We start from the raw sequence: 22,984 nt of genomic DNA on the forward strand, positions 1-22,984 counted from the left end.
TCTCACTCAAGGAGGCTCGCCCCCAATGGCGAACTACACCGCCGCTGACGTGAAGCGGCTCCGCGAGCTCACCGGCTCCGGAATGATGGATTGCAAGAACGCGCTTGCCGAGACCGACGGCGACTTCGACAAGGCCGTCGAGCTGCTCCGCATCAAGGGCGCCAAGGACGTGGGCAAGCGCGCCGAGCGCACCACGGCCGAGGGCCTGGTCGTCGCCAAGGACGGCGTCATGGTCGAGCTCAACTGCGAGACCGACTTCGTCGCCAAGAACGCCGAGTTCCAGGAGCTCGCGGACAAGGTCGTCACCGCGGCCGCCGCGGCCAAGCCTGCCGACCTCGACGCCCTCAAGGCCGCCTCCGCGGGCGATCAGACCGCTGACGAGCTCGTCGCGGCCCTGTCCGCGAAGATCGGCGAGAAGCTCGAGCTGCGTCGCGTCGTCGCATTCGACGGCCCGGTCGCGACCTACCTGCACAAGCGCAGTGCCGACCTGCCGCCCGCCGTTGGCGTCCTGGTCGAGTACACGGGCGAGGGTGACGCTGCTGCGGAGGCCGCTCGCGCCGCCGCCATGCAGGTCGCCGCGCTCAAGGCGAAGTACGTCACCCGTGACGAGGTTCCCGCGGAGATCGTCGAGGCCGAGCGCCGCGTCGCCGAGGAGACCGCCAAGGAGGAGGGCAAGCCCGAGGCTGCACTCCCCAAGATCGTCGAGGGTCGGGTCAACGGCTTCTTCAAGGACGTCGTGCTCACCGAGCAGTCCTCCGTCACCGACTCGAAGAAGACCGTCAAGGCGCTTCTCGACGAGGCAGGCGTGACCATCACCCGCTTCGCGCGGTTCGAGGTCGGCGCCAGCTAGTCGGCACCAGCTCGACGGCTGCATCAGTTTCAAGGAAAGGCCCCGCCCCGGTTTCCGGGTGCGGGGCCTTTCTGCACCTCCGGCGAACTGTGCGGCCGCGCGTCGACGGCCCCGGGCACCGCTCACGGGGGCGGATAAGGCAGGATGAGGAGGTCATCTGTGGCCAGAACACCGGGTGGCCGATTCATGCTGGCCGCACACCGCCCCCACGGCGGCACCGACGATCGAGGAGAGCCATGACCGAACCCGCACCGACCGATTCCGCGCCCCGACGTGACGGCTTCAAGCGCGTCCTGCTCAAGCTCGGCGGCGAGATGTTCGGTGGTGGCGAGGTCGGTCTTGACCCCGATGTGGTGCAGACGGTGGCGGCGCAGATCGCCGAGGTGGTCAACTCCGGCGTGCAGGTCGCGGTGGTCATCGGCGGCGGCAACTTCTTCCGCGGCGCCGAACTGCAGCAGCGCGGCATGGACCGGTCCCGGTCCGACTACATGGGCATGCTCGGCACCGTGATGAACTGCCTTGCGCTGCAGGACTTCCTGGAGAAGCAGGGCGTCGCCACCCGCGTGCAGACCGCCATCACCATGGGCCAGGTCGCCGAGCCGTACCTGCCGCTGCGGGCGCGCAGGCACCTCGAGAAGGGTCGCGTCGTCATCTTCGGCGCTGGCATGGGCATGCCGTACTTCTCCACCGACACCACGGCGGCGCAGCGCGCCCTCGAGATCGGCGCCGAGGTCGTGTTGATGGCGAAGGCCGTCGACGGCGTCTACACCGCCGATCCGCGGGAGGACCCGGACGCGACGATGTACACCGAGATCACCCACCGCGAGGTGATCGAGCAGGGACTCAAGGTCGCCGACGCGACCGCGTTCAGCCTGTGCATGGACAACCAGATGCCGATCATGGTGTTCAACCTGCTCACCGAGGGGAACATCGCGCGCGCGGTGGCCGGTGAGAAGATCGGAACACTCGTCAAGTCATGAACCATCCCACCGCACCCGCCGAGCCTGGAGGAACACCGTGATTGATGAAGCTCTCTTCGACGCCGAGGAGAAGATGGAGAAGGCCATCGCGGTGGCCAAGGAGGACCTCGGCGGCATCCGGACCGGCCGGGCGAACCCCGGCATGTTCAACCGGATCCACATCGAGTACTACGGCTCGGTCACCCCGATCACGCAGCTGGCGAGCATCAGCGTGCCCGAGGCCCGGATGGTCATCATCAAGCCTTACGAGGCCGCGCAGCTCGGGCCGATCGAGACCGCGATCCGCAACTCGGACCTGGGCCTGAACCCCAGCAACGACGGCAGCATCATCCGCATCTCGGTGCCGCAGCTCACCGAGGAGCGCCGCCGCGAGTTCGTCAAGCAGGCGAAGGGCAAGGGCGAGGACGCCAAGGTCTCCATCCGCAACGTCCGCCGCAAGGCGATGGACGAGCTCTCGCGCATCCAGAAGGACGGCGACGCGGGCGAGGACGAGGTCGGGCGCGCCGAGAAGGAACTCGACAAGACCACTGCCAAGTACGTGGCGCACATCGACGAACTTGTGAAGCACAAGGAAGCCGAATTGCTGGAGGTTTAGTGTCAACCGAAGGCTCGGCGCCTCAGGGCGCCGCCGCGGCGGTGAACGCCAAGGCGGGACGAGACCTGCCCGCGGCGATCGCGGTCGGCGCGGGGCTCGGCGGGATGCTCATCGCCGCGCTGCTCTACGTCCCGAACCTGTTCTTCGCCATCGTCGCCACCGCGATGGCCGTCGCGACATGGGAGGTCGCCAAGCGGCTGGGCGAGGGCGGGATCACGGTCCCGCTGATCCCGCTGCTGCTCGGCGGGCAGGCGACGATCTGGCTGGGCTGGCCGTACGGCACCACCGGCGTACTCGGCGGGTTCGCGGGCACGGTCCTCGCCTGCATGCTGTGGCGGCTGCTGCAGGGCGGGCTCAAGGCCACCCCACAGAACTTCCTCCGCGACACCGGCGTGGCCGTGTTCGTCGCCGCGTGGATCCCGCTGCTCGCCTCCTTCGCGACGTTGATGGTGCGTCAGGAGGACGGACCCGGACGGGTCTTCTGCCTGATCATCGGCGTGGTCTGCTCGGACGTGGGCGGCTACGCCGCCGGCGTGCTGTTCGGCAAGCACCCGATGGTGCCCGCGATCAGCCCGAAGAAGTCGTGGGAGGGCTTCGCCGGCTCGATGATCTTCTGCGTGATCGGCTCGGTCCTGACCGTCACCCTCATCCTCGACGCGAACGCGGTCATCGGCGTCGTGCTCGGCGTCGTGCTGGTCCTCGTGGCCACCACGGGTGACCTGATCGAGTCGCAGGTCAAGCGCGAGCTCGGCATCAAGGACATGGGCACCCTGCTGCCAGGGCACGGCGGCATCATGGACCGGCTTGACTCGCTGCTGCCGTCCGCGTTCGTCACCTGGCTGGTGCTGACCGCGCTGCTGTGACGGCACCGATCCCGAGCCCGAACATCTGGCACTGGCCGGATGTCTACGAGGTGGAGAACCGAGCCCAGGACGCGGACGGCGCGGTGTTCGCGGAGCTGCGGCGGGTCGCCGACTGGGCCGGACGCGACGTGCTCGACCTCGGCTGCGGCGCCGGCTTCCACCTGCCCGTGTTCGCGGCGCAGGCCCGGTCGGTCGTCGGCGTCGAGCCGCACCCGCCGCTGGTCGCCAGGGCCCGCAAGCGTGTCGGTGCCGCGGTCACCGTGCTCGAGGGTTCCGCCGAGCGCATCCCGCTCCCGGACTCGAGCGTCGACGTGGTGCACGCCAGGACCGCGTACTTCTTCGGCGCGGGCTGCGGGCCGGGCATCACCGAAGCCATGCGGGTGCTGCGTCCAGGGGGCGTGCTGGCGGTGGTGGACCTGGACGCGTCCGCGGGCCCGTACGGGGAGTGGATGCGTGCGGACCTGCCGCACTACGACCCGGCCGCGGTCGAGTCATTTTTCGCCGCACAGGGATTCGAGCTGTCGCGGGTGCGGACGCGGTGGGAGTTCGACAGCCGGGAGGCGCTGCGCGCCGTGCTCGGGATCGAGTTCAGCGGCAAGATCGCGCGGCGCGCCTACGCGCAGACCCCGGGATTGGCGCTCGAGGTCGGCTACCGGATCCACACCAGGCGCGCGCCCTCGGGGCTGCTGTATTGAATCAGCTGGCGGCGGACCGCGCCTTCTTCGCCACCCGGCGAATCTGCAGGATTCGGACACCGCCCGCGAGGGCCATGATCAGCGCGCCCGCGATCGCGGCCAGCAGCAGGCTCACCCCGAGCGGGAGCGAGAACTCCCAGAAGAACAGCTTGAGTCCGACCTTGTCGAGGTTCTGCAGGATGAACACGAGCAGCAGGATCAGTACCAGGACGCCGATGACGAGCCCGGTCCAGGTGGCGGCGGCCTTGGTGTGGCCCAGGCTGGGTTGCGGCTGACCAGCCGACGGGGTGGGTGCGGGGGCCGCGGTGGGGTCGGGGACCGACTTCGACCCGTCGAGCGGTTCGTCGATCGGGTCGGAGGTGGTGTCCGGGTCGGGTCCGTCGCTGCGCGCCATGCCCCGATCATTTCGCACCGGATGTGTGATTGCACGCGCATCGGGTCGAGAATTCGCATGTCGCGGGTGCCGGATGGGACACTGGATTTCACTATGGCCGTTCCCGTACCCCTCGTATTCAACGCTCCGCGTCGCGGCATGCCGCCGACGCACCTCGCCGACCTCGATTCCGAGGGCAGGAAGGCGGCCGTTCAGGAGTTGGGTCTGCCCGGTTTCCGGGCCGATCAGCTGGCCCGCCAGTACTACGGCCGGCTCGAGGCCGACCCCGAGAAGATGACCGACCTGCCCGCGTCGGTGCGCGAGAAGGTGGGGGAGGCGCTGTTCCCGACGCTGCTGACCGCGGTCAAGCACGTCGCCTGCGACGACGGCAGCACCCGCAAGACGCTGTGGAAGGCGAACGACGGCACGCTGCTCGAGAGCGTGCTGATGCGCTACCCGGACCGGGCGACGCTGTGCATCTCCAGTCAGGCCGGCTGCGGGATGGCGTGCCCGTTCTGCGCGACCGGTCAGGCCGGGCTCACCAGGAACCTGTCCACGGCCGAGATCGTGGACCAGGTGCGGGCCGCGGCCGCCGCGATGCGCGACGGGGAGGTCGCGGGCGGCGAGGGACGCCTGTCGAACGTGGTGTTCATGGGCATGGGTGAGCCGCTCGCCAACTACAAGCGGGTGGTCGACGCGGTCCGCAAGATCACCTCGCCCGCGCCCGACGGGCTCGGGCTGTCGCAGCGCTCGGTGACCGTGTCGACGGTGGGGCTGGCGCCCGCGATCCGCAAGCTCGCCGACGAGGGCCTGTCGGTGACGCTGGCGGTGTCGCTGCACACCCCGGACGACGAGCTGCGCGACACCCTGGTCCCGGTCAACAACCGGTGGACCGTGGCCGAGGTGCTCGACGCCGCCAAGTACTACGCCGACCAGACCGGTCGCCGCGTGTCGATCGAGTACGCGCTGATCCGCGACATCAACGACCAGCCGTGGCGGGCGGACATGCTCGGCAAGAAGCTGCACAAGGCCCTCGGGTCGCGGGTGCACGTGAACCTGATCCCGCTGAACCCGACGCCGGGCAGCAAGTGGGACGCCAGCCCCAAGGACGTCGAGCGTGAGTTCGTGCGCCGGGTCATCGCGCAGGGCGTGTCCTGCACGGTCCGCGACACCCGCGGCCAGGAGATCGCCGCGGCTTGCGGTCAGCTAGCCGCGGAGAACTGACACCGCCGGATTTTCCTCACACTCTGTGCGCCGATTGCGCGGAATCTGCCGAATCGGCCACAGAGTGTGCACCCAGTCCGGAACGGCAACGGCCGCGCGGCTCCCAGGGGAGCGGCGCGGCCGTTGCCGAAAGTTCTTGTCTACCGGGGCTTGCGGCGACGGATGATGTCGCGCACGAGCAGGAAGACCATGCCCGCGGCGATTCCGACGAGCCACAGGTCCTCGACCTTGCCCTCGTGGTTGCCGATCGTGTAGACGAGCAGGAACGCGGCGAAGAACCAGCCCAGGAAACGGAAGAGGCGCGGCGCCTCGCCGCTCCAGCCCCATGCGGCCGACGGGACCTCTGCGGTGTCGACGTGCGCAGCAACGAGGGGCTCGTTGGCGCTGGGATCCAGCTTGGTGGCGGCCACAGGTCGATCCTCCTGCTCGTACGGGTGCGCTTGCCTGCATATCGTGACATACGACCGCCCGTCGTACCTAGCTGGGTCGGCGCGCCCGCGGCGGCCGCGTGAACGCGTCGAGGTAGCGGCGGGTGATCAGTCGCTGCACCGCCCGATTCACCGGACCGCCCAGGCGGGCAAGCGCACCGCCGCCGGTCGAGAAGGCGTCGATGACCACTCGCACCCGGCCGTCGTCGACGAGCTCGACGACGAACCGTTCCTCGCCGCGCTCGGGATGTCCGGGCAGGGTGCCGTAGGCAAATCCCGCCCGGCGCGGCTCGTCGATCCGGTACACCACCCGGCACGGTGCGGCGACCGCCAGTGGACCCGGTCCCAGCCGCAGGACCACGACGGCGCCAGGCGCGGCCTCGTCGTCGGTGGACTCCACCCGCAGGCCGGCGCGACGGTGCATGTCCCAGCCGAGCAGGATTCCTCTCGACCGCTCGAAGTCCTCGGCGCCGCGCCCGACGGTTGCGGCCTCGTGGACGTGGTGGTAGCCGACCGGCAGATCTCCCCGGGTGGCGCCGACCTCCGGATAGGTCCACGGGGCGGTCCGCAATGCGTCCAGGTTCACGGACGCAATCCTGTCAGGGTGGCCAGGCCCCGACCGGAACCGTACGGTGTACTACATGACGATTCTGGTCACCGGGGCCACCGCGAACATCGGCCGACTGGTCGTCGACCATCTCCTCGAGGCGGGCGCGTCCGACGTCCGGGCCCTGACGAACAACCCCCGACGGGCCGGGCTGCCGGAAGGCGTCGAGGTCGCGGAGGGCTACCTGCGGCGGCCCGAATCGCTGCCGTCCGCGTTCGAGGGCGTCGAGAGGATGTACCTGGCGCCGACCCCGGAGACTGTCGACGAGGTCATGGCGCTCGCCCGCGAGGCCGGGGTCCGGCACATCGTGGACCTGTCCGGCGAACCCGAATCCTGGTGGGGAGCGGTCACATTGGCCGTCGAGCGGTCCGGGATCGACTGGACGCACCTGTGGGCGGGGGAGTTCCTGGAGAACTATCTCGTCTGGGGCGACCAGGTCCGGCGTACCGGGCAGGTGCGCGATCCGTTCCCGGACGTGGTCAGTGCCCCGATCGCGATGGACGACATAGCCCGGGTCGCGGCGTCCGTGCTGCTCGGTGACGGGCACGCGGGCCAGACCTACGAGCTGACGGGGCCGGAAGCCCACTCGCGGGCCGAGCGGGTCGCCGAACTCGGCGCGGAGTTCGTCCGGGTCCCCTCCGAGGCGGCCATCGAGATCCTCGAGCCGGTCATGGGTGAGAACGCCCGGTTCTACATCGAGAGCGCCGTCGCGTCGCTGGTCGGGGCGCCGCAGCAGGCGAACGCGGCGGTCGAGGAGATCACCGGACGACCGGCCACGACCTTCGCGCAGTGGGCCGCGGCCAACGCCGACACCTTCCGTCAGCCCTGACGCGGGTGTCCTGTCAGCTTCTTCTCAGGTGCCGTCGTGAACAATGGACGGGTGGCAGAACCTACGCGCGTGCTCCTGCTCGGCAGCACCGGATCAATCGGCACCCAGGCCCTCGAGGTCATCGCCGCCAACCCCGACAAGTTCACCGTCGTCGGGCTGGCGGCAGGCGGCGGCAACATCGACCTGCTGGCCCGTCAGATCCGGGACACCGGGGTGACCGCGGTCGCGGTCGCCGACCCGACAGCCGCCGCGAAGCTCGAGCTGCCGGTGCTCAGCGGTCCCGGTGCCGTCACCGAACTCGTCCGGACCACCGGCGCGGACGTGGTGCTCAACGCGCTCGTCGGCTCCCTCGGCCTCGAGCCGACGCTCGCCGCGCTCGAATCGGGCGCCCGGCTGGCGCTTGCGAACAAGGAATCGCTCGTCGCGGGCGGCCCGCTGGTCACCGCCGCCGCGGCGCCCGGACAGATCGTGCCGGTGGACTCCGAGCACTCGGCGCTGGCGCAGTGCCTACGTGGCGGGCGCGCCGAGGAGGTGGACCGGCTGGTGCTCACCGCCTCCGGCGGACCGTTCCGCGGCTGGACCGCCGCGGCCCTCGAGTCCGTCACCCCCGAGCAGGCCGGGGCCCACCCGACCTGGTCGATGGGCCCGATGAACACGCTGAACTCGGCAACGATGGTGAACAAGGGACTCGAGCTGATCGAGACGCACCTGCTGTTCGGTATCGACTACGACCGCATCGACGTCACCGTGCACCCGCAGTCGATCGTGCACTCGATGGCCACGTTCACCGACGGCTCCACCCTCGCGCAGGCCAGCCCGCCGGACATGAAGCTGCCGATCGCGCTGGCCCTCGGCTGGCCGGACCGGGTGCCTGGCGCGGCCGCGGCCTGCGACTTCTCCACCGCCGCCACCTGGACGTTCGAGCCGCTCGACGCGTCGGTGTTCCTGGCCGTCGACCTGGCAAGGGCGGCTGGCAAGGCCGGTGGCTGCCTGACCGCCGTCTACAACGCCGCCAACGAGGTCGCCGCGCAGGCGTTCCTGGACGGAACCATCCGGTTCCCGGCGATCGTGCGCACCGTCGAACGCGTTCTCGCTGGTGGTGACGAGTGGTCCGCGCCACCGGCTACCGTGGAGGACGTACTCGCCGCCGACGGGTGGGCGCGCGCACGGGCACACGAGCTCGTCAAGCAGGAGGACTAGAGCCGCATGGTGTTCGTCATAGGTGTGGTGCTGTTCGCGTTGGGCATCACGATCTCCATCGCGCTGCACGAGGCAGGCCACATGTGGACCGCCCGCGCGCTGGGGATGAAGGTCCGCCGTTACTACATCGGCTTCGGCCCGAAGATCTTCTCGTTCCGCCGCGGCGAGACCGAGTACGGCCTCAAGGCCATCCCGGCGGGCGGCTTCTGCGACATCGCGGGCATGACCCAGCACGACGAGCTCGCGCCCGACGAGGTCGACCGCGCGATGTACAAGCAGAAGACGTGGAAGCGCCTGGTCGTCATGTCCGGCGGCATCGCGATGAACTTCATCCTCGGATTCGTGCTGGTCTACATCCAGGCCGTCGGCTGGGGCCTGCCGAACACCGAGACCCGGGCCGTCGTGGAGGGCGTCACCTGCGTCGCGCCGACCCAGGCAGGCAAGGACGACGACTACAAGCTGGCGGACTGCACCGGCGATGGGCCCGCGCAGCAGGCGGGCATCCTGCCCGGCGACGTGGTCATCGCGGTCAACGGGACGCCGACCTCCACGTTCCGCGACGTGGTCGACGCGACCCAGCCGCTGTCGGGCACCGCCGAATTCACCGTCGACCGGGACGGGCAGACCCAGGTGATCGACGTGCAGGTGCAGCAGGCGCAGCGCTGGGTCAACGATCCGGATTCCACGAACAGCAACCCGCTGCCCCCGGTCTCCCAGGACGTCGGCGCGATCGGTATCAAGGCGCCGCCGAACTTCATCGAGTACTCGGCGCTCTCCGCCATCCCGGGAAGCGTCGTCTACACCGGCGACGTCTTCGTCCGCAGCGCGGAGGCGCTGGTCAAGATGCCGGCGAAGGTCGCGGACCTGTGGACCGCCGTCACCGGCGGCGAACGCGACATCGAGACCCCGATCAGCGTGGTCGGCGCCTCGGTCATCGGCGGTCAGATGGCCGAACGCGGACTGATCGACATGTTCATCGGCTTGCTCGCGACGCTGAACTTCTTCCTCGGCATCTTCAACCTGGTGCCGCTGCTCCCGCTCGACGGCGGGCACATGGCGGTGGCGATCTACGAGAAGATCCGCAACAAGATCCGCGGCTGGCGCGGCCTGCCCGCGGGCGGGCCCGTCGACTACATGAAGCTGATGCCGATCACCTACGTGGTCATCGCGTTGGGCGGCGCGTACATGCTGCTCACGCTGACCGCGGACATCGTCAACCCGATCAAGATCTTCTAGTGCTCGCTAAACTTGACCTGACGCTACGAAAGAAGGCATCTACGTGACCAGCCCCGTCGGATTGGGCATGCCCGAAGGCCCGGCCGCCGTCCTCGCGCCGCGCCGCAAGACCCGCCAGCTGCAGGTCGGGTCCGTCGGGGTCGGCAGCGACTTCCCGGTGTCCGTGCAGTCGATGTGCACGACCAAGACGCACGACATCAACGCCACCCTGCAGCAGATCGCCGAGCTGACCGCGTCCGGCTGCGACATCGTGCGCGTGGCCTGCCCCCGCCAGGAGGACGCCGACGCGCTGGCGACGATCGCGAAGAAGAGCCAGATCCCGGTCATCGCGGACATCCATTTCCAGCCGCGGTACATCTTCGCGGCCATCGACGCCGGCTGCGCGGCGGTGCGGGTGAACCCCGGCAACATCAAGGAGTTCGACGGCCGGGTCGCTGAGGTGGCCAAGGCCGCCGGGGACGCGGGCATCCCGATCCGGATCGGTGTCAACGCCGGGTCGCTCGACCCGCGGCTGATGCAGAAGTACGGCAAGGCCACCCCGGAGGCGCTCGTCGAGTCGGCACTGTGGGAGGCGGGCCTGTTCGAGGAGCACGGCTTCGGCGACATCAAGATCTCCGTCAAGCACAACGACCCGGTGATCATGGTGGAGGCGTACCGGCAGCTCGCGGCGAAGTGCGACTACCCGCTGCACCTCGGGGTGACCGAGGCCGGCCCCGCATTCCAGGGCACCATCAAGTCCGCGGTCGCGTTCGGCGCGCTGCTGGCGGAGGGCATCGGCGACACCATCCGCGTCTCGCTGTCCGCGCCGCCGGCCGAGGAGATCAAGGTCGGCACGCAGATCCTGCAGTCGCTGAACCTGCGCCCGCGCAAGCTGGAGATCGTGTCCTGCCCGTCCTGCGGGCGCGCCCAGGTGGACGTGTACACCCTCGCCGAGCAGGTGACCGCGGGCCTCGAGGGCATGGAGATCCCGCTGCGGGTGGCGGTGATGGGATGCGTGGTCAACGGTCCCGGCGAGGCCCGTGAGGCGGACCTCGGCGTCGCGTCCGGCAACGGCAAGGGCCAGATCTTCGTCAAGGGCAAGGTCATCAAGACGGTGCCGGAGGCGATGATCGTGGAAACGCTGATCGAGGAGGCCATGCGGATCGCCGAGGAGTTCGGCGAAAACGAATCCGCACCGGGATCCCCGGTCGTTACCGTCAGCTGACGCTCGCACGTATCGTGGGATCACCAGACCCTTTCGACCCGACCCGGGGGTGACTCGGTGCTCAAACTGCTCGGCGCCAGGCAGCTCGGTGCGCGCGACAGGGTGCACGTGTTGCGGGTGCTGGACGCCGACCCGATCGCCTCGTGCATGGTCGCCGCCCGAATCCAGGACCTCGGGGTGGACCCACGCGCCATCAACGGGGAGCTGTGGAGCCGGGGCGGGCCGGCCGAATCGCTGTGCTTCTCGGGCGCGAACCTGGTGCCGCTGCGCGGCGACCTCGACGACCTCCGGGCCTTTGCGGACCGGGCGTGCCGCGGACCGCGGATGTGTTCGTCGGTGGTCGGGCGCACCGAGCTGACGTTGCCGCTGTGGGAGATGCTCGAGACCGACTGGGGTCCCGCGCGGGAGGTCCGGGCCGAGCAGCCGCTGCTGGCGTTGTCGGCGCCGCCCGTCGTCGCGCCGGATCCGTACGTGCGGCCGGTGCGGATGGAGCAGCTCGAGCCCTACCTCAAGGCCGCGATCGCGATGTTCATCGAGGAGGTCGGCGTCGACCCCCGGTCCAACGACGGCGGCCGCGGTTACCGGCGCCGGGTCGCCGGCCTGATCGCCTCGGGCCGGGCGTGGGCCCGGTTCGACGGCGAGGAGGTGACCTTCAAGGCGGAGGTCGGCTCGATGTCCGCTCAGGTCGGCCAGATCCAGGGCGTGTGGGTGCACCCCCGGTACCGCGGCCACGGTCTCGGCGCGGGCGGAACGGCGTCCGTGGCGGCGGCGGTGGTGGCGTCGGGGCGGACCGCGAGCCTCTACGTGAACAGCTACAACCATCAGGCGAGGCGGACCTACCAGCGCATCGGGTTCACCCAGGTCGGCACGTTCTCGACGGTCCTGCTCGACTAGCGGCTGCGCCGCCCGTGCGCGAGTCGTACCCGGTTGGGGTGAAACACACTCAGAGTCCGGGTGTCTCCCCGGCCGCCGCGCCACCCCCACCTACGATGGCAGGCGATGATCTCTACCGCCGCGCCCCGCATCCTTTCCTCGCTCGTCGTCACGGGCGCGCTCGTCCTCGGCGCGGCCGCGTGCACACCGAAGCCGGACGGCCCGGAACCGGCAGCGCAGGAGTTCCTCGACGCGGTCGCCGACCGGGACACCGGGCGTGCCGCCGAGCTGTCCGACCGGCCGGAGGAAGCGCGGTCCGCGCTCGACTCCGCATGGGAGGGGCTGCAGGCCGAATCCCTCACCGCCACGACCCGATCCGTCCGGATGGACGGGGACACCGCGACCGTCGGCTACACCTACGAATGGCACCTGCCCAAGAATCGGGTCTGGACCTACACCGGCGACCTGCAGATGGGCAGGCGCAACGGGGAGTGGGCGGTCCGCTGGTCCGCCGCCGACGTGCACCCGAAGCTCGGCGACACCCAGACGATGACGCTGCGGGCCACTGCGGCGCCGCGGGCCCGGGTCAACGAGCGGGCCGGCTCCGACGTGCTCGTGCCGGGGACCATCGAGCGGATCGAGTTCAACGCCAAGGACTCTGCCAACGTGACGGCGGTCGCGACCGCGCTGGCGACGGCGCTGGCGCCCTTCGACAAGTCGCTCACGCCGCAGTCGATCGTGGAGTCGGCGACCGCGGTCGAGGGCGACTACCTGGTGGCCAGGCTGCGGCAGGAGGACTACGACACGGTGGCCGGGGCGCTGAGCGGCCTGTCCGGGGTCACGGTCTCGGAGGTGGCGGACCTGGTCTCCACCGATCGCGACTTCGCCCCGGACCTGATCGGCCAGGTCAAGAAGCGGGTGATCGACGAGGTGGACGGCAAGGCCGGCTGGAGCGTGGTCACCGTCAACAAGAACGGCGTCGACATCGACGTGCTCACCGAGACCAAACCCGAACCGGCGCCGTCCTTCTCGGTGAACCTGGACCGACCCATCCAGGTGGCAGCGCAGAACGCGGTGAACGCCCGGGTGGAGCAGGCGATGATGGTGGTGCTGCAGCCGTCCACCGGCGCGGTGCTGGCGGTCGCGCAGAACAAGGCCGCAGACAAGGACGGCCCGGTCGCGACGACCGGTCTGTACCCGCCCGGCTCGACGTTCAAGATCATCACGGCAGGCGCGGCCATCGACAACGGCCTCGCCAAGCCCGGCACCCCCGTCGGGTGCCCGGGCCGGATCATCATCGGGGAACGGTCGGTGCCGAACTACAACGAGTTCGCGCTTGGCACGGTGTCGATGAGCACCGCGTTCGCGCGCTCCTGCAACACCACCTTCGCCAAGCTGGCCAGCGAGATGGAGCCCGACGCGCTGACGGTGGCGGCCGCGCGCTTCGGCATCGGGCCCGACTACGACGTCGCCGGGCTGCCAACCGATTCCGGCTCCGTCCCGCCCGCGCCGGAACTGGTGCAGCGCACCGAGGACGGGTTCGGGCAGGGCAAGGTCGTCGTCAGCACCTTCGGCATGGCGCTGGCGGCCGCGACGATCGCGAACGGATCGACGCCGGTGCCGCAGCTGATCGCGGGGGAGGAAACCACGATCGAGGGCGCTCATCCGCCGATCACCCCGGAGATGGTCGAGGGCCTGCGCGGGATGATGCGCGACGTGGTGGTCAGCGGTACCGCCACCCGGATCGCGGACCAGGGCGAGGTCTACGGCAAGACCGGTGAGGCCGAGGTCGACGGCGGCTCGCACGCGTGGTTCGTCGGGTACCGCGGCGACATCGCGTTCGCGACGCTGGTGGTCAGGGGCGGCAGCTCCGACAACGCGGTGGCCGTGACGCGGGACATGTTCGCGGCGTTGCCCGAGGGGTACTGAGGCGAGCGATGACGCCCGCCGTCACCGACTTTCGCGCGCTCGCCAGGTCGTCGCCGTGGCGGTGGTCGACACTCGAGTTCGAGCTGGATCGCTCGGGAATGGTCGAGCATGCCTGGATCGCGCGGCCGGACCGGCTGCGGGTGGAATCGAGGGGCGAGGTCACCCAGGTCCAGTCCGAAGCCCAGCCGTTCAACCGCATGGGGTACTCGAGCAACGGCAGGGGCACGCCCATCGAGCGGGTCTGGCCGACGGACGTCGATCCCACATTTGACGGCAGCGGGCTGGTCTCGGCGCGGCCGGAGGATGTCGCCATCGACTACGACCCGCCGCTTCACTCCGACTACTTCTGGGTCGCGCTGCTCGACCCGGTCGAGCTATCCGACGGGGTGGAGATCGGCGGTGTCCGCGAGGTGACCCACCATGGTCGCCAAGCCTGGGAGGCGCGGGTCCGGCCCACACCCGACTACGAGCCGCGCTGCGACTGTTGTGCCCTGCTCAGCGGCTCGGGTGCACTCGATCAGGTGCCCTGGGTTCCCAACGCGGACACGGTGGTTCGCCTCGACGTGCAGACCGGGGTGTGCGTCTCGATCCGGCACCTCGGCGATGCGTGGTGCGGGCAGGAGGGCGAGATACGGATCCTGGCGGTGGACGAGCCGATGGCCGACGAGCTATTCAGGCGGCGGCGTTTCGGTCGGTGGCGACGGTTCCTGCGCTCGCGGAACGGAACTGGCGTGTAGCGGCGCGCGGTCAGGCAGTGTCGAGCCGAGCGGCCAATCGGTCCCGGACCTCGGGCCAGTCCTCGGCGACGATCGAGAACAGGACGCTGTCCCGGACGGTGCCGTCCTCACGCCGGAAGCTGCGGCGGAGCGTCCCCTCGTAGGTGGCGCCGAGGCGGGCGATGGCCTGTTGCGAGCGGACATTGCGCACGTCGGTCTTGAGCTGGACGCGTCCCACCCCCAGTTCCTCGAACGCGTAGCGCAGCAGGAGCGCCTTCGCCTCGGGATTGACTGTGCTGCTCCAGACTTCGGGGGCATAAAGTGTCATCCCGATCTCGAGCCGGGCGTCGCGCACGGCAACGTCGAGGTAGGCCGTGATCCCGACGATCGCGCCCGCTGGAAGTTCTCCGATCGAGGCGACGGTGCGGACGGTCCACTGCTGCCACTCCTGTTGCTCGCACCGCGCGCGGAGGAAGGCCTCGAACTGCGCGGGATCCGACGGCCGCCAGGGTACGTGGGCCCAGACTCGGTCGCGGTCGAGCGCATGGAACAGTTCCGGTGCGTCGGCGGCCGGGTCCAGCGGCGTCAACCGGATCGAGGCGCCGACGAGTTCGGTTCCGGCGGGGACCGGCCACGTCATCGTCGGCCACGGATGATCGGCCGGCCTGGGATCGTCGATCGGCCGGAACCGGGCGGGGTCGGTGTGGTGCTGCGGCATTCGACCAGTATCGACTGCCGGCATCAGCCGCCGACGTACACCTTGCACTCGCTGACGCTGTGGGTCTTGCGGTCGAGATAGGCGAACAGCACGGCGTGCCTGCCGTCCACGGTGCCGGAGGCGGTGACCGCGTCGCCTGCGGCGATCACCTTGGTCAGGTCGGTGATCGCGTTGCCGCCGAGCATCTTCAGTGCGTTCGCGTCGCCGCGATGTGCCGAGTCGACCAGTCGCCGGACCGACGCCTTGCCCTTCTTGCCGACGCTCAGGGCGGCCTTGCCGAAGGCGAGTGAGCCGCCCAGGCCCTGCAGTCGCAGCATCCGCGCACTCATCGCCGCGGTGACCTTCAGTCGCTCGGGGCTGACGCCGGCGACCTGCGCGAACATCGGCGTCACCTCCCAGTGTGCGGCGATCCTGCGGATGCGGGGTTCGCCGTCGTCGAGGGTGGCCTCGTAGAGCAGGTGCATCGGCGCCCTGGCCACGACCCCGGCCGAGAGTCGGGTTTCGATGGTCACGTCCCGGACGACGTGCAGTCCGTCGACGATGTCCTCGTGTTCGATGTCGAAGCTGATGCCGTTGGGTGCGATGAAGGTGTCCCAGAACCGGGCCAGCGGGTCGCCGCCGCGTCGGCCCGACTTCCGGTCGTGCAGCCCGCCGAGCACCGGCCGCCCGCCGACCGGGTCCTCGATGATGTGCTGGCGCGCGAACAGGCCGAGCCAGGCGGCCCTGTCGTGCACGGCGACGGCGGTCGGGGAGGACCGCGCCAGCGCCAGCAGGTCGTCGGTGGTCGGATTCGCGGACATGGCACCCCTGAGATCGGCGTCGGACAGTCGATCCGGAGTATGCCAGGAAAGGTAGAACTTGTTCTAGATTCTGCGGCCTCGCGGCGTCGCGGCGTCAGTTCATCGGTCCGGGCGGGACGCCCTCCTCGCCGAGGTACTCGGGGTGCAGCTCGGCCTTCACGCCCAGCTTCTTGTTGGCCAGGTTGTTGACGAACCACAGCACCACGCCGATCGCCAGCAGCACGCCCGCGATCTTGTACTGCGTGGGATCGCGGTCGGTGAACGGCGTGGCGAGGAAGGCGCAACTGATCGCGCCGATGATCGGCAGCACCGTCGGCGCGCGAAAGTGCTTGTGGTCCACCGTGTCCTTGCGCAGTACCAGCACGGCGATGTTGACGACGGTGAACACGCAGAGAAGCAGCAGCGCGGTGGTGCCGCCGAGCTGCGGCACCTCGCCGACAATCATGATCAGTCCCAGCGCCAGCAGGGTGGTGAACCCGATCGCGACGTACGGGGTTCGGCGCGTGCGGTGCACCCTGCCGAGCTGCGGCGGCAGCACATGCTGGCGGCTCATGCCGTACAGCAGGCGGCTGGCCATCAGCATGTTGATCAGTGCGGAGTTGGCCACCGCGAACATGGTGATGAACGCGAAGATCCCGATCGGGAACCCCGGGGCGCCTGCCTGCACGACCTTGAGCAGCGGGGTGTCGCCCTCGCCGAGTTCATCCGCCGGCACAAGGGCGATCGCCGTGACCGATACCAACACGTAGATGAGGCCGGTCGAGACCAGGCCGATCAGCAGGACCTTCGGGAAGATCCGGCTCGGCTCCTTGCATTCCTCGGCCATGTTCACCGAGTCCTCGAAGCCGACCATCGCGTAGAAGGCGAGCGTCGTCGCGGCGATGACACCGCCGAGCGCGGACCGGTCGCCGGTGTCGAAGGTGGCCGCCCGGGAGAAGTCGCCCTCGCCGATGCCGAGCGCCCACATGCCGATGAAGATGATGATCAGCAGGCCGGACAGCTCGATACAGGTGAGGACCACGTTCACCTTGACCGATTCGCCCACCCCGCGGAAGTTGATCGCCGCGACCGCGACCATGAACAGGATGCCGATCAGCGTGATGCCGATCCCGGTGCGCACGTCCAGGTCGAAGGCCTCGGCGAAGTTGGCGGCGAATGCCCGCGAGGCGGTGGAGGCCGAGGTGATGCCCGAGCACATGACCGCGAACGTCACCATGAACGTGAAGAACTGGATGCCGAACGCCTTGTGCGTGTACAGCGCGGCGCCTGCGGCCTGCGGGTACTTGGTGACCAGTTCCAGGTAGCTGAAGGCGGTGATCAGCGCGACCACGAAGGCCACCAGGAAGGGCAGCCACACCACGCCGCCGACGTCGTTGGCGACCTGTCCGGTGAGGGCATAGATGCCGGTGCCGAGGATGTCGCCGACGATGAACAGCAGCAGCAGCCACGGGCCCATTACCCGCTTGAGCGTGGGTTCTTCCGCCGACTCGCTCACGGTCCCCGGTGGATTAGTCATTGTCCGCCCCCTCGTGAGTAGCTCCGACGACCGACCGCGACACTCGATGATTCGATGCTGCCACAGTCGCGGTGGAGTTGACCGCCGAAATGGGCGGTCGCGGACTACGGGAGCAGACCGAGCCTCCTGGCGCTGACCACGGCCTCGTGCCGGGAGTGCGCGTCCAGCTTGCCCATCGCGCCGCGCAGGTAGCTCTTCACCGTCTCCGGTTGGAGGGAGAGTCGATGGGCCACTTCGTTGTTGGTGCAGCCGAGCGCGATGTGCGCGAGCACATCGAGTTCGCGCGGGGACAGGGTGACGGAGGTGTCGGCGGTCGCCGCGCCCTCCTCGCCGACCAGCGAGGCCAGCTTGTCGGACACCGCGCGGAGCCTGCCCCTGAGCGGGGCGTCCGGCACCGACTGCGCGAGCCCGCGCAGCTCCGCGTGCGCATCCCGGATGCCCTCGGCCACAGTCGAGTTCGAATGGCCGCGGTTGCTGTCGAGGACGCCGAGCATCTGCAGGCGACGGTCCACCTCGTCACGGATGGCGATCTCCGTGCCGAGGCGGCGGCCGGCCTGGACCAGTACCTCCGCGGTGCGGTCGCCGATCGGCATGGACTCGCGGACCGCGGCGTAGAGGACCGCGCGCGAGGCGCCCTTGACCAGAACCGGCACCGCGAGCACCGAGCGGATGCCCTCGCCGAGGACCGGTCGGTCGTAGTGGTGGGTGATCGACATCGAGCTGCTGTAGTCGGGCACCGAGGCCGGCTGGCGTTGTTCCACGACCCGCCCGCCGAGTCCCGAGTTCGGCGGGATGACCAGACCCTTGAGCCCGTTTGTCCTGGTCCCGAGGAACTCGGTCAGGTGCAGCGTGCCCCCGGCGACCTCCCCTCCGAACAGCACCGGCACGTTCGACCGCCCGGCAACGGTCCGCAGTTCGGCGCGCAGGGCGTCGCCGTCGCGGGGCCGCAGCAGGGGTGGGGTGCGGGAGAGCATTCGGCTACCCCTTTCCGGGGGTGGTGCGGGACGTTTGTGAGCTAGATCATAGGGCCATGGAGAAGTCCGGCGCCTGCCGGACCGCTGTCGAAGGAGTCAAACCATGGGCACCGATGCCACCTCGCGGGTGCGCGAGCTGCTGGAGCAGTACGACACGCCGCAGGCCTGCGCCGCTGACCTGCTGTGCGACCGGCATCCCGACACCGACGTGGCGTTCACGGTGATCGAGGGCGATCTGTCCTCGCGCGACCTGAGCTATGGCGAGCTGCGCGTGGAATCGGCCAAGTTCGCGGCCGCGCTTGCGGAGCTCGGGGTCGAGCCGGGCGACTGCGTGGCGACGTTGATGGGCAAGTCCGCGGAGCTGGTCGTCGCGCTCCTCGGCATCTGGCGTCGCGGCGCCGTGCACGTGCCGCTGTTCACCGCGTTCGCCTCCCCGGCCATCGCGTTCCGGCTCGGCTCCAGCGGCGCCAAGTTCGTGGTGTCCGATCAGAATCAGCTCGCCAAGCTCGCGCCCGGTGAGGACATCCCGGCCGACGCGCCCTGGCGGGTCATCGTCGCCGCGGGCGAGCCGGAGTCCGAGGACCAGTTGCGCTTCGCGGACCTGCTCGCCGCAAACGGTGCCGACGATCCCACCGGCGCCGCGGTCGCGGTCGGCGGCAACGGTCCGCTCGTGCAGTTGTTCACCAGCGGCACCACCGGGACGCCGAAGGGCGTGCCGGTGCCGGTGCGCGCTCTCGCGTCATTCCACGCGTACCAGGAGTTCGGCCTCGACGTTCGCAGAGACGATGTGTTCTGGAACGCTGCCGACCCCGGCTGGGCGTACGGGCTGTACTACGCGCTGCTGGGCCCCCTGGCGGCAGGCACCCGCAGCCTCCTGCTGCACTCCGGCTTCTCCGCGCCGCTGACCTGGCAGATCATCGAGAAGTTCGGCGTCACCAATTTCGCCGCGGCACCGACCGTCTACCGCAGTCTGCGCGCGGACACCAGCCCGGTACCCGAGGGTCTGTCGCTGCGCCGCGCGTCGTCGGCGGGCGAGCCGCTGACCCCCGACGTGGTGGCCTGGTCCCAGAGCGCCCTCGGCGCCCCGGTACGCGATCACTACGGACAGACCGAGCACGGCATGTTCATCGTCAACGCGTGGGCGGATGGCCTGCGCGAAGAGGTGCGGCCCGGCTCGATGGGGCGGCCGCTGCCCGGCTGGGCCTGCGCCGTGCTGCTCGACGACGCGGACGAGGTCGCGCCCGCAGGAACCCAGGGTCGCGTCGCCATCGACACGCTGGGCAGCCCGATGATGTGGTTCACCGGCTACGTCGACGCCCCCGAGAAGACCGCGCAGCGGTTCAGCGCGGACGGCCGCTGGTACATCACCGGGGACGCGGGCAAGACCGACGAGGACGGTCACTTTTTCTTCTCCGCGCGCGACGACGACGTGATCATCATGGCCGGCTACCGGATCGGGCCCTTCGACGTGGAGAGCGTGCTGGTCATGCACGAGGATGTAATCGAGGCCGCCGTCGTCGGCATGCCCGACGAGCTGCGCGGCGAGGTGCTTGAGGCGTTCGTGGTGCTCCGCGACGGAGTCGAGGGCACCGACCAGCTCGAGGCCGAGCTGCAGACCTTGGTCAAGAAGAAGTTCGCCGCGCACGCCTACCCGCGGACCGTGCACTTCGTGCCGTCGCTGCCGAAGACCCCCAGCGGCAAGGTGCAGCGCTACATCCTGCGCAAGGGGTAGGCGGCTGCGCCGCCCGTGAGTCCTTCTGGCCCCAGGATGGACCAGAAGGACTCACGGGTGCGTCAGCGCCTTACGGAGCAACCGACCGACGGAGGGTCCCGGACGGCGGTGCACTGAAGACATCGGACAGTTCGTCCAGGGATACGGGCTCCGCCACCACCTCGGACCAGGGGAAGACGTTGCGGGTGCGGTTCAGCAAGTCGATCGCTGCGGCGAGGTGGCGTGGCTCGTAGTTGTGCACCCCGGTGATCGTCACAAGCCGTCGCACCACGGATTCGGGATCGATCGACAGGGCCGGTCCGGGCGCCACCGAACCGGCCAGCACCAGGACACCGCCGACGTCGAGCCGGTCCAGCCCGTCCGCGATCGCGTCCGCAGCCCCGGAGAAGTCGAGGACGACGTCAACTGGCCCCCCGGTATCCCGGACGCCGCCGAACCGACGTGCGAGGCCGAGTCGTGCGGGGTCGATGTCGGTGATCCGTATCTGTGCGCCTGCATCGGCACACGCGGCGGCGGCGGTGACGCCGAGCATGCCTGCACCGCAGATCAGCACGCGGCGGTCCCGCAGCGGCGACGTGGCGTCGGGGGTGACGAGTGCGGCCGCGGCTATTGCGGCCATCACGGTCGCGGTCGCGCACGCCGCGGGCGCCGCGACGGCGTCCGGGAGGGTGTCGGGGATCCTCGCGACGGCCGTCCCGGCCGGCAGCACGATGTGCTGGGCATACGATCCGGACAGCGGCCACCGGCCGTCGAACGGCTCGTGTCCAACCTTGCGGACCCGCTCGCACTTCGCGGTGCGGCCCGCGCCGCACCGTGGGCAGGTGCCGCAGGCGACGGTGACGGACCAGACGATGCGGTCTCCAACGTCGACCGTGCCGTTCGAGGCTCCGCCGATCGCCTCGACCACGCCGACGGCCTCATGTCCGAGGACCGACGGGCAGGCAGCCGAACGGCGTCCGCTCACGGTGTGCAGGTCGCTCCCGCACACGGTGGCAAGCTGGACGCGGACGAGGATCTCACCCTCATCGAGGACAGGCACGGGGATGTCGCGGACATCGATTCCCGACCCCGTCCACACCGCGGCGCGACTCAGACGAGTTGTGAGCGTATCCACCCGGACAACCTTTCGATGGCGTAGACGATGACGAAGATGACGACGACGATCGCGCCTGCGACGTCGAAGTTGAGCGTGCGGATTGACTCGAAGAGCAGAAAGCCGATCCCGCCGGCCCCGACGATGCCGAGCACGGTCGAGGTGCGGATATTGACGTCGAACAGGTACAGGGTGGAACCGACGATCGAGGGCATTGCCTGCGGGAGAACCGCCGCGAACAGTGTCTTCCACCAGCCGCCGCCGACCGCGCGCACCGCCTCGATCGGGCCGGGATCGATCTCCTCCACGGCGTCGGCCACGAGCTTGGCGAGAAATCCGATCGACCCGATGGCGAGTGCGCAGGTACCGGCCACCGGGCCGAGGCCGAGCGCAGCAACGAAGATCACCGCCAGGATGAGTTCGGGGACGGCACGCACCACGAGAATCCAGGCGCGGGCCAGCCAATAGACCGCGGCGTGCGGTGTCACGTTGCGGGCGGCGAGGATGCCGACGGGGATCGACAGCACGGCACCGATCGCGGTGGCCACGACACCGATCGCGACGGTCTGCGCCGCCGCCGTGAACAGGTCGCCGCCGAGCGCCCCGAAGTTCGGCGGAATCATGCGGGTGAAGATCTCGAGTGAGGGACCAACCCATGTCACCAGCGACCACGGGTTGATCTCCAGTACCCACAGCGCCGCGATCGTCCCGACTCCGACGAGGCTCGAGAATAGAATTCGCCCCGCTCTCTCCCGACCGGGATGTGACCCGTTTGGAGTCAACAGCATTCGTCGCACGACAATCGCGACCAGTTCCATCATCGCGATCATCACGAGAATCACACAGACGATGCCGAGCGCCCGAGGGTAGATCAGCCCCCGCAGGGCGTCCTGCAGGGCGAAGCCGATGCCACCCGCACCGACGAAGCCGAGGACGACCGACATCCGCAGGTTGATATCGATGCAGGCACTGCGTGAACTCCTCGTCGACGGCCGCGTGGAGCGACGCGGTCGGACCACCGTCGTCGGCAGGCCCAAGGTGGTGCAGCCGCTGATGATCGGCTCATACACCGAAGACGCGCTTGCGCAGGGCCGCCAGGCCGGTCGCATCCTCGTCGGCTGGACCAACCTCGAGGCCGACGAAGCGCTCGCCCACCAGCTACAGATCCCGGCCGGTGCTCCGGTGCTCCAGCTCGAGCGAGTCCTGACCATCGACGACACCCGCGTCGGACTCGAAACCACCCGCCTTCCGGCGCAACGCTATCCGGGCCTCGCCGACAACTTCGACCACACGTCGTCGCTCTACGCCGCGATCCGGGCGAGGGGCATCGAGTTTGAACGAACCGTCGAGTCCATCGAGACCGCCCTACCCGACGCGAGGGAAGCGGCGTTGCTCGCCGTTGACGCCAGGACCCCGATGTTCCTGCTCAATCGGGTCTCGTTCGATCAGAACGACGTCCCGATCGAACAGCGGCGCTCGCTGTATCGGGGGGACCGAATGACCTTTACCACGACGCTCACCCGGTGACTCCAACGTCGTACTGTCGAAC

Annotated in this window: 22 protein-coding genes and 2 pseudogenes; 15 read left to right on the forward strand and 9 right to left on the reverse strand. The window is 69.5% G+C overall.

Annotation, left to right across the window (positions count from 1 at the left end):
* Positions 1–25: 25 nt before the first annotated feature.
* The 5 genes from tsf to ACFXMV_RS13575 all read left to right on the forward strand — a co-directional run bounded on the left by tsf (position 26) and on the right by ACFXMV_RS13575 (position 3,983).
* Entirely contained in the window at positions 26–850 is an 825-nt protein-coding gene (gene tsf, locus ACFXMV_RS13555; RefSeq protein ID WP_378501127.1) for a translation elongation factor Ts, read from the forward strand.
* Between the two features lie 236 nt (positions 851–1,086).
* The gene (gene pyrH, locus ACFXMV_RS13560; RefSeq protein ID WP_378501126.1) at positions 1,087–1,830 is read left to right on the forward strand and encodes a UMP kinase; all 744 of its coding nucleotides are present in this window, start codon (positions 1,087–1,089) and stop codon (positions 1,828–1,830) included.
* 37 nt (positions 1,831–1,867) lie between these two features.
* Positions 1,868–2,425, forward strand: a complete 558-nt coding sequence (gene frr / locus ACFXMV_RS13565; protein WP_378501125.1) for a ribosome recycling factor — start codon at positions 1,868–1,870, stop codon at positions 2,423–2,425.
* Complete coding sequence (locus ACFXMV_RS13570) at positions 2,425–3,288, forward strand: phosphatidate cytidylyltransferase (RefSeq protein WP_378501124.1); 864 nt, start codon at positions 2,425–2,427, stop codon at positions 3,286–3,288. The genes frr and ACFXMV_RS13570 overlap by 1 nt, the downstream gene beginning before the upstream one ends.
* Complete coding sequence (locus ACFXMV_RS13575) at positions 3,285–3,983, forward strand: class I SAM-dependent methyltransferase (protein WP_378501123.1); 699 nt, start codon at positions 3,285–3,287, stop codon at positions 3,981–3,983. The genes ACFXMV_RS13570 and ACFXMV_RS13575 overlap by 4 nt, the downstream gene beginning before the upstream one ends.
* 1 nt (position 3,984) lies before the next feature.
* On the opposite strand, the gene ACFXMV_RS13580 is transcribed toward ACFXMV_RS13575, so the two are convergent.
* Positions 3,985–4,377 carry a lipopolysaccharide assembly protein LapA domain-containing protein gene (locus tag ACFXMV_RS13580; protein WP_378501122.1) on the reverse strand — a complete coding sequence of 131 codons (393 nt, stop codon included), beginning with the start codon at positions 4,375–4,377 and terminating at the stop codon, positions 3,985–3,987.
* A gap of 93 nt (positions 4,378–4,470) precedes the next feature.
* Between ACFXMV_RS13580 and rlmN the strand changes: the two genes are divergently transcribed.
* Positions 4,471–5,580, forward strand: coding sequence for a 23S rRNA (adenine(2503)-C(2))-methyltransferase RlmN (rlmN, locus tag ACFXMV_RS13585; protein WP_378501121.1), 1,110 nt, complete (start codon positions 4,471–4,473; stop codon positions 5,578–5,580).
* 140 nt (positions 5,581–5,720) lie between these two features.
* On the opposite strand, the gene ACFXMV_RS13590 is transcribed toward rlmN, so the two are convergent.
* Complete coding sequence (locus ACFXMV_RS13590) at positions 5,721–5,990, reverse strand: DUF2631 domain-containing protein (RefSeq protein ID WP_378503407.1); 270 nt, start codon at positions 5,988–5,990, stop codon at positions 5,721–5,723.
* A gap of 67 nt (positions 5,991–6,057) precedes the next feature.
* Positions 6,058–6,594, reverse strand: a complete 537-nt coding sequence (locus ACFXMV_RS13595; protein ID WP_378502227.1) for a DUF1990 family protein — start codon at positions 6,592–6,594, stop codon at positions 6,058–6,060.
* 55 nt (positions 6,595–6,649) lie between these two features.
* Here ACFXMV_RS13595 and ACFXMV_RS13600 point away from each other — a divergent pair, with 55 nt between their 5' ends.
* The 7 genes from ACFXMV_RS13600 to ACFXMV_RS13630 all read left to right on the forward strand — a co-directional run bounded on the left by ACFXMV_RS13600 (position 6,650) and on the right by ACFXMV_RS13630 (position 14,623).
* Positions 6,650–7,444, forward strand: coding sequence for an SDR family oxidoreductase (locus ACFXMV_RS13600; RefSeq protein WP_378502228.1), 795 nt, complete (start codon positions 6,650–6,652; stop codon positions 7,442–7,444).
* Between the two features lie 51 nt (positions 7,445–7,495).
* Positions 7,496–8,644, forward strand: a complete 1,149-nt coding sequence (gene dxr, locus ACFXMV_RS13605) for a 1-deoxy-D-xylulose-5-phosphate reductoisomerase (RefSeq protein ID WP_378503406.1) — start codon at positions 7,496–7,498, stop codon at positions 8,642–8,644.
* Positions 8,645–8,650: 6 nt separating this feature from the next.
* On the forward strand, positions 8,651–9,880 hold the full coding sequence (locus ACFXMV_RS13610) for a M50 family metallopeptidase (protein WP_378503405.1): 1,230 nt from the start codon (positions 8,651–8,653) through the stop codon (positions 9,878–9,880).
* Between the two features lie 43 nt (positions 9,881–9,923).
* Positions 9,924–11,084 (forward strand): flavodoxin-dependent (E)-4-hydroxy-3-methylbut-2-enyl-diphosphate synthase, encoded by a 1,161-nt coding sequence (gene ispG, locus ACFXMV_RS13615; protein ID WP_378503404.1) that lies wholly within the window; start codon positions 9,924–9,926, stop codon positions 11,082–11,084.
* Positions 11,085–11,141: 57 nt separating this feature from the next.
* Positions 11,142–11,978 (forward strand): GNAT family N-acetyltransferase, encoded by an 837-nt coding sequence (locus ACFXMV_RS13620; protein WP_378499405.1) that lies wholly within the window; start codon positions 11,142–11,144, stop codon positions 11,976–11,978.
* A gap of 105 nt (positions 11,979–12,083) precedes the next feature.
* Complete coding sequence (locus ACFXMV_RS13625; protein ID WP_378499406.1) at positions 12,084–13,886, forward strand: penicillin-binding transpeptidase domain-containing protein; 1,803 nt, start codon at positions 12,084–12,086, stop codon at positions 13,884–13,886.
* An 8-nt stretch (positions 13,887–13,894) separates the two neighbouring features.
* Positions 13,895–14,623 carry a hypothetical protein gene (locus ACFXMV_RS13630; protein ID WP_378499407.1) on the forward strand — a complete coding sequence of 243 codons (729 nt, stop codon included), beginning with the start codon at positions 13,895–13,897 and terminating at the stop codon, positions 14,621–14,623.
* Positions 14,624–14,633: 10 nt separating this feature from the next.
* On the opposite strand, the gene ACFXMV_RS13635 is transcribed toward ACFXMV_RS13630, so the two are convergent.
* The 4 genes from ACFXMV_RS13635 to ACFXMV_RS13650 all read right to left on the reverse strand — a co-directional run bounded on the left by ACFXMV_RS13635 (position 14,634) and on the right by ACFXMV_RS13650 (position 18,610).
* Positions 14,634–15,320 carry a GNAT family N-acetyltransferase gene (locus tag ACFXMV_RS13635; protein WP_378499408.1) on the reverse strand — a complete coding sequence of 229 codons (687 nt, stop codon included), beginning with the start codon at positions 15,318–15,320 and terminating at the stop codon, positions 14,634–14,636.
* Between the two features lie 23 nt (positions 15,321–15,343).
* Positions 15,344–16,120: a transporter gene (locus tag ACFXMV_RS13640; RefSeq protein ID WP_378499409.1), complete on the reverse strand. Its 777-nt coding sequence runs from the start codon at positions 16,118–16,120 to the stop codon at positions 15,344–15,346.
* Between the two features lie 94 nt (positions 16,121–16,214).
* Positions 16,215–17,636 carry an APC family permease gene (locus ACFXMV_RS13645; protein WP_378503403.1) on the reverse strand — a complete coding sequence of 474 codons (1,422 nt, stop codon included), beginning with the start codon at positions 17,634–17,636 and terminating at the stop codon, positions 16,215–16,217.
* 104 nt (positions 17,637–17,740) lie between these two features.
* The gene (locus ACFXMV_RS13650) at positions 17,741–18,610 is read right to left on the reverse strand and encodes a LuxR C-terminal-related transcriptional regulator (protein ID WP_378499411.1); all 870 of its coding nucleotides are present in this window, start codon (positions 18,608–18,610) and stop codon (positions 17,741–17,743) included.
* 103 nt (positions 18,611–18,713) lie between these two features.
* Here ACFXMV_RS13650 and ACFXMV_RS13655 point away from each other — a divergent pair, with 103 nt between their 5' ends.
* Entirely contained in the window at positions 18,714–20,342 is a 1,629-nt protein-coding gene (locus tag ACFXMV_RS13655; protein ID WP_378499412.1) for an AMP-binding protein, read from the forward strand.
* A 70-nt stretch (positions 20,343–20,412) separates the two neighbouring features.
* Here ACFXMV_RS13655 and ACFXMV_RS13660 read toward each other — a convergent pair whose 3' ends face one another.
* Both ACFXMV_RS13660 and phnE read right to left on the reverse strand, forming a co-directional pair.
* Positions 20,413–21,456 (reverse strand): zinc-binding dehydrogenase, encoded by a 1,044-nt coding sequence (locus ACFXMV_RS13660; RefSeq protein ID WP_378501350.1) that lies wholly within the window; start codon positions 21,454–21,456, stop codon positions 20,413–20,415.
* Positions 21,432–22,397 (reverse strand): annotated as a pseudogene (gene phnE / locus ACFXMV_RS13665) (phosphonate ABC transporter, permease protein PhnE); the annotation flags it as partial. The pseudogene phnE and the gene ACFXMV_RS13660, both read right to left, overlap by 25 nt.
* On the opposite strand from phnE, the pseudogene ACFXMV_RS13670 reads away from it, so the two are divergent.
* Positions 22,393–22,962: pseudogene (locus tag ACFXMV_RS13670) on the forward strand (GntR family transcriptional regulator); the annotation flags it as partial. The pseudogenes phnE and ACFXMV_RS13670 sit on opposite strands and share 5 nt — an antisense overlap.
* Positions 22,963–22,984: the final 22 nt, after the last annotated feature.

Origin of the sequence: Rhodococcus sp. NPDC059179 (assembly GCF_042754885.1) — a bacterium.
Lineage (GTDB): Bacteria > Actinomycetota > Actinomycetes > Mycobacteriales > Mycobacteriaceae > Rhodococcus_G.

Excerpts from the sequence above, each read along its gene's own strand:
- ACFXMV_RS13625 (WP_378499406.1), top strand. The coding sequence starts at position 12,084 with ATGATCTCTACCGCCGCGCCCCGCATCCTTTCCTCGCTCGTCGTCACG.
- ACFXMV_RS13635 (WP_378499408.1), bottom strand. The coding sequence starts at position 15,320 with ATGCCGCAGCACCACACCGACCCCGCCCGGTTCCGGCCGATCGACGAT.
- ACFXMV_RS13645 (WP_378503403.1), bottom strand. The coding sequence starts at position 17,636 with ATGACTAATCCACCGGGGACCGTGAGCGAGTCGGCGGAAGAACCCACG.
- ACFXMV_RS13655 (WP_378499412.1), top strand. The coding sequence starts at position 18,714 with ATGGGCACCGATGCCACCTCGCGGGTGCGCGAGCTGCTGGAGCAGTAC.
- ACFXMV_RS13640 (WP_378499409.1), bottom strand. The coding sequence starts at position 16,120 with ATGTCCGCGAATCCGACCACCGACGACCTGCTGGCGCTGGCGCGGTCC.
- rlmN (WP_378501121.1), top strand. The coding sequence starts at position 4,471 with ATGGCCGTTCCCGTACCCCTCGTATTCAACGCTCCGCGTCGCGGCATG.
- ACFXMV_RS13650 (WP_378499411.1), bottom strand. The coding sequence starts at position 18,610 with ATGCTCTCCCGCACCCCACCCCTGCTGCGGCCCCGCGACGGCGACGCC.
- ACFXMV_RS13580 (WP_378501122.1), bottom strand. The coding sequence starts at position 4,377 with ATGGCGCGCAGCGACGGACCCGACCCGGACACCACCTCCGACCCGATC.
- ACFXMV_RS13630 (WP_378499407.1), top strand. The coding sequence starts at position 13,895 with ATGACGCCCGCCGTCACCGACTTTCGCGCGCTCGCCAGGTCGTCGCCG.
- pyrH (WP_378501126.1), top strand. The coding sequence starts at position 1,087 with ATGACCGAACCCGCACCGACCGATTCCGCGCCCCGACGTGACGGCTTC.
- ACFXMV_RS13600 (WP_378502228.1), top strand. The coding sequence starts at position 6,650 with ATGACGATTCTGGTCACCGGGGCCACCGCGAACATCGGCCGACTGGTC.
- tsf (WP_378501127.1), top strand. The coding sequence starts at position 26 with ATGGCGAACTACACCGCCGCTGACGTGAAGCGGCTCCGCGAGCTCACC.
- ACFXMV_RS13610 (WP_378503405.1), top strand. The coding sequence starts at position 8,651 with ATGGTGTTCGTCATAGGTGTGGTGCTGTTCGCGTTGGGCATCACGATC.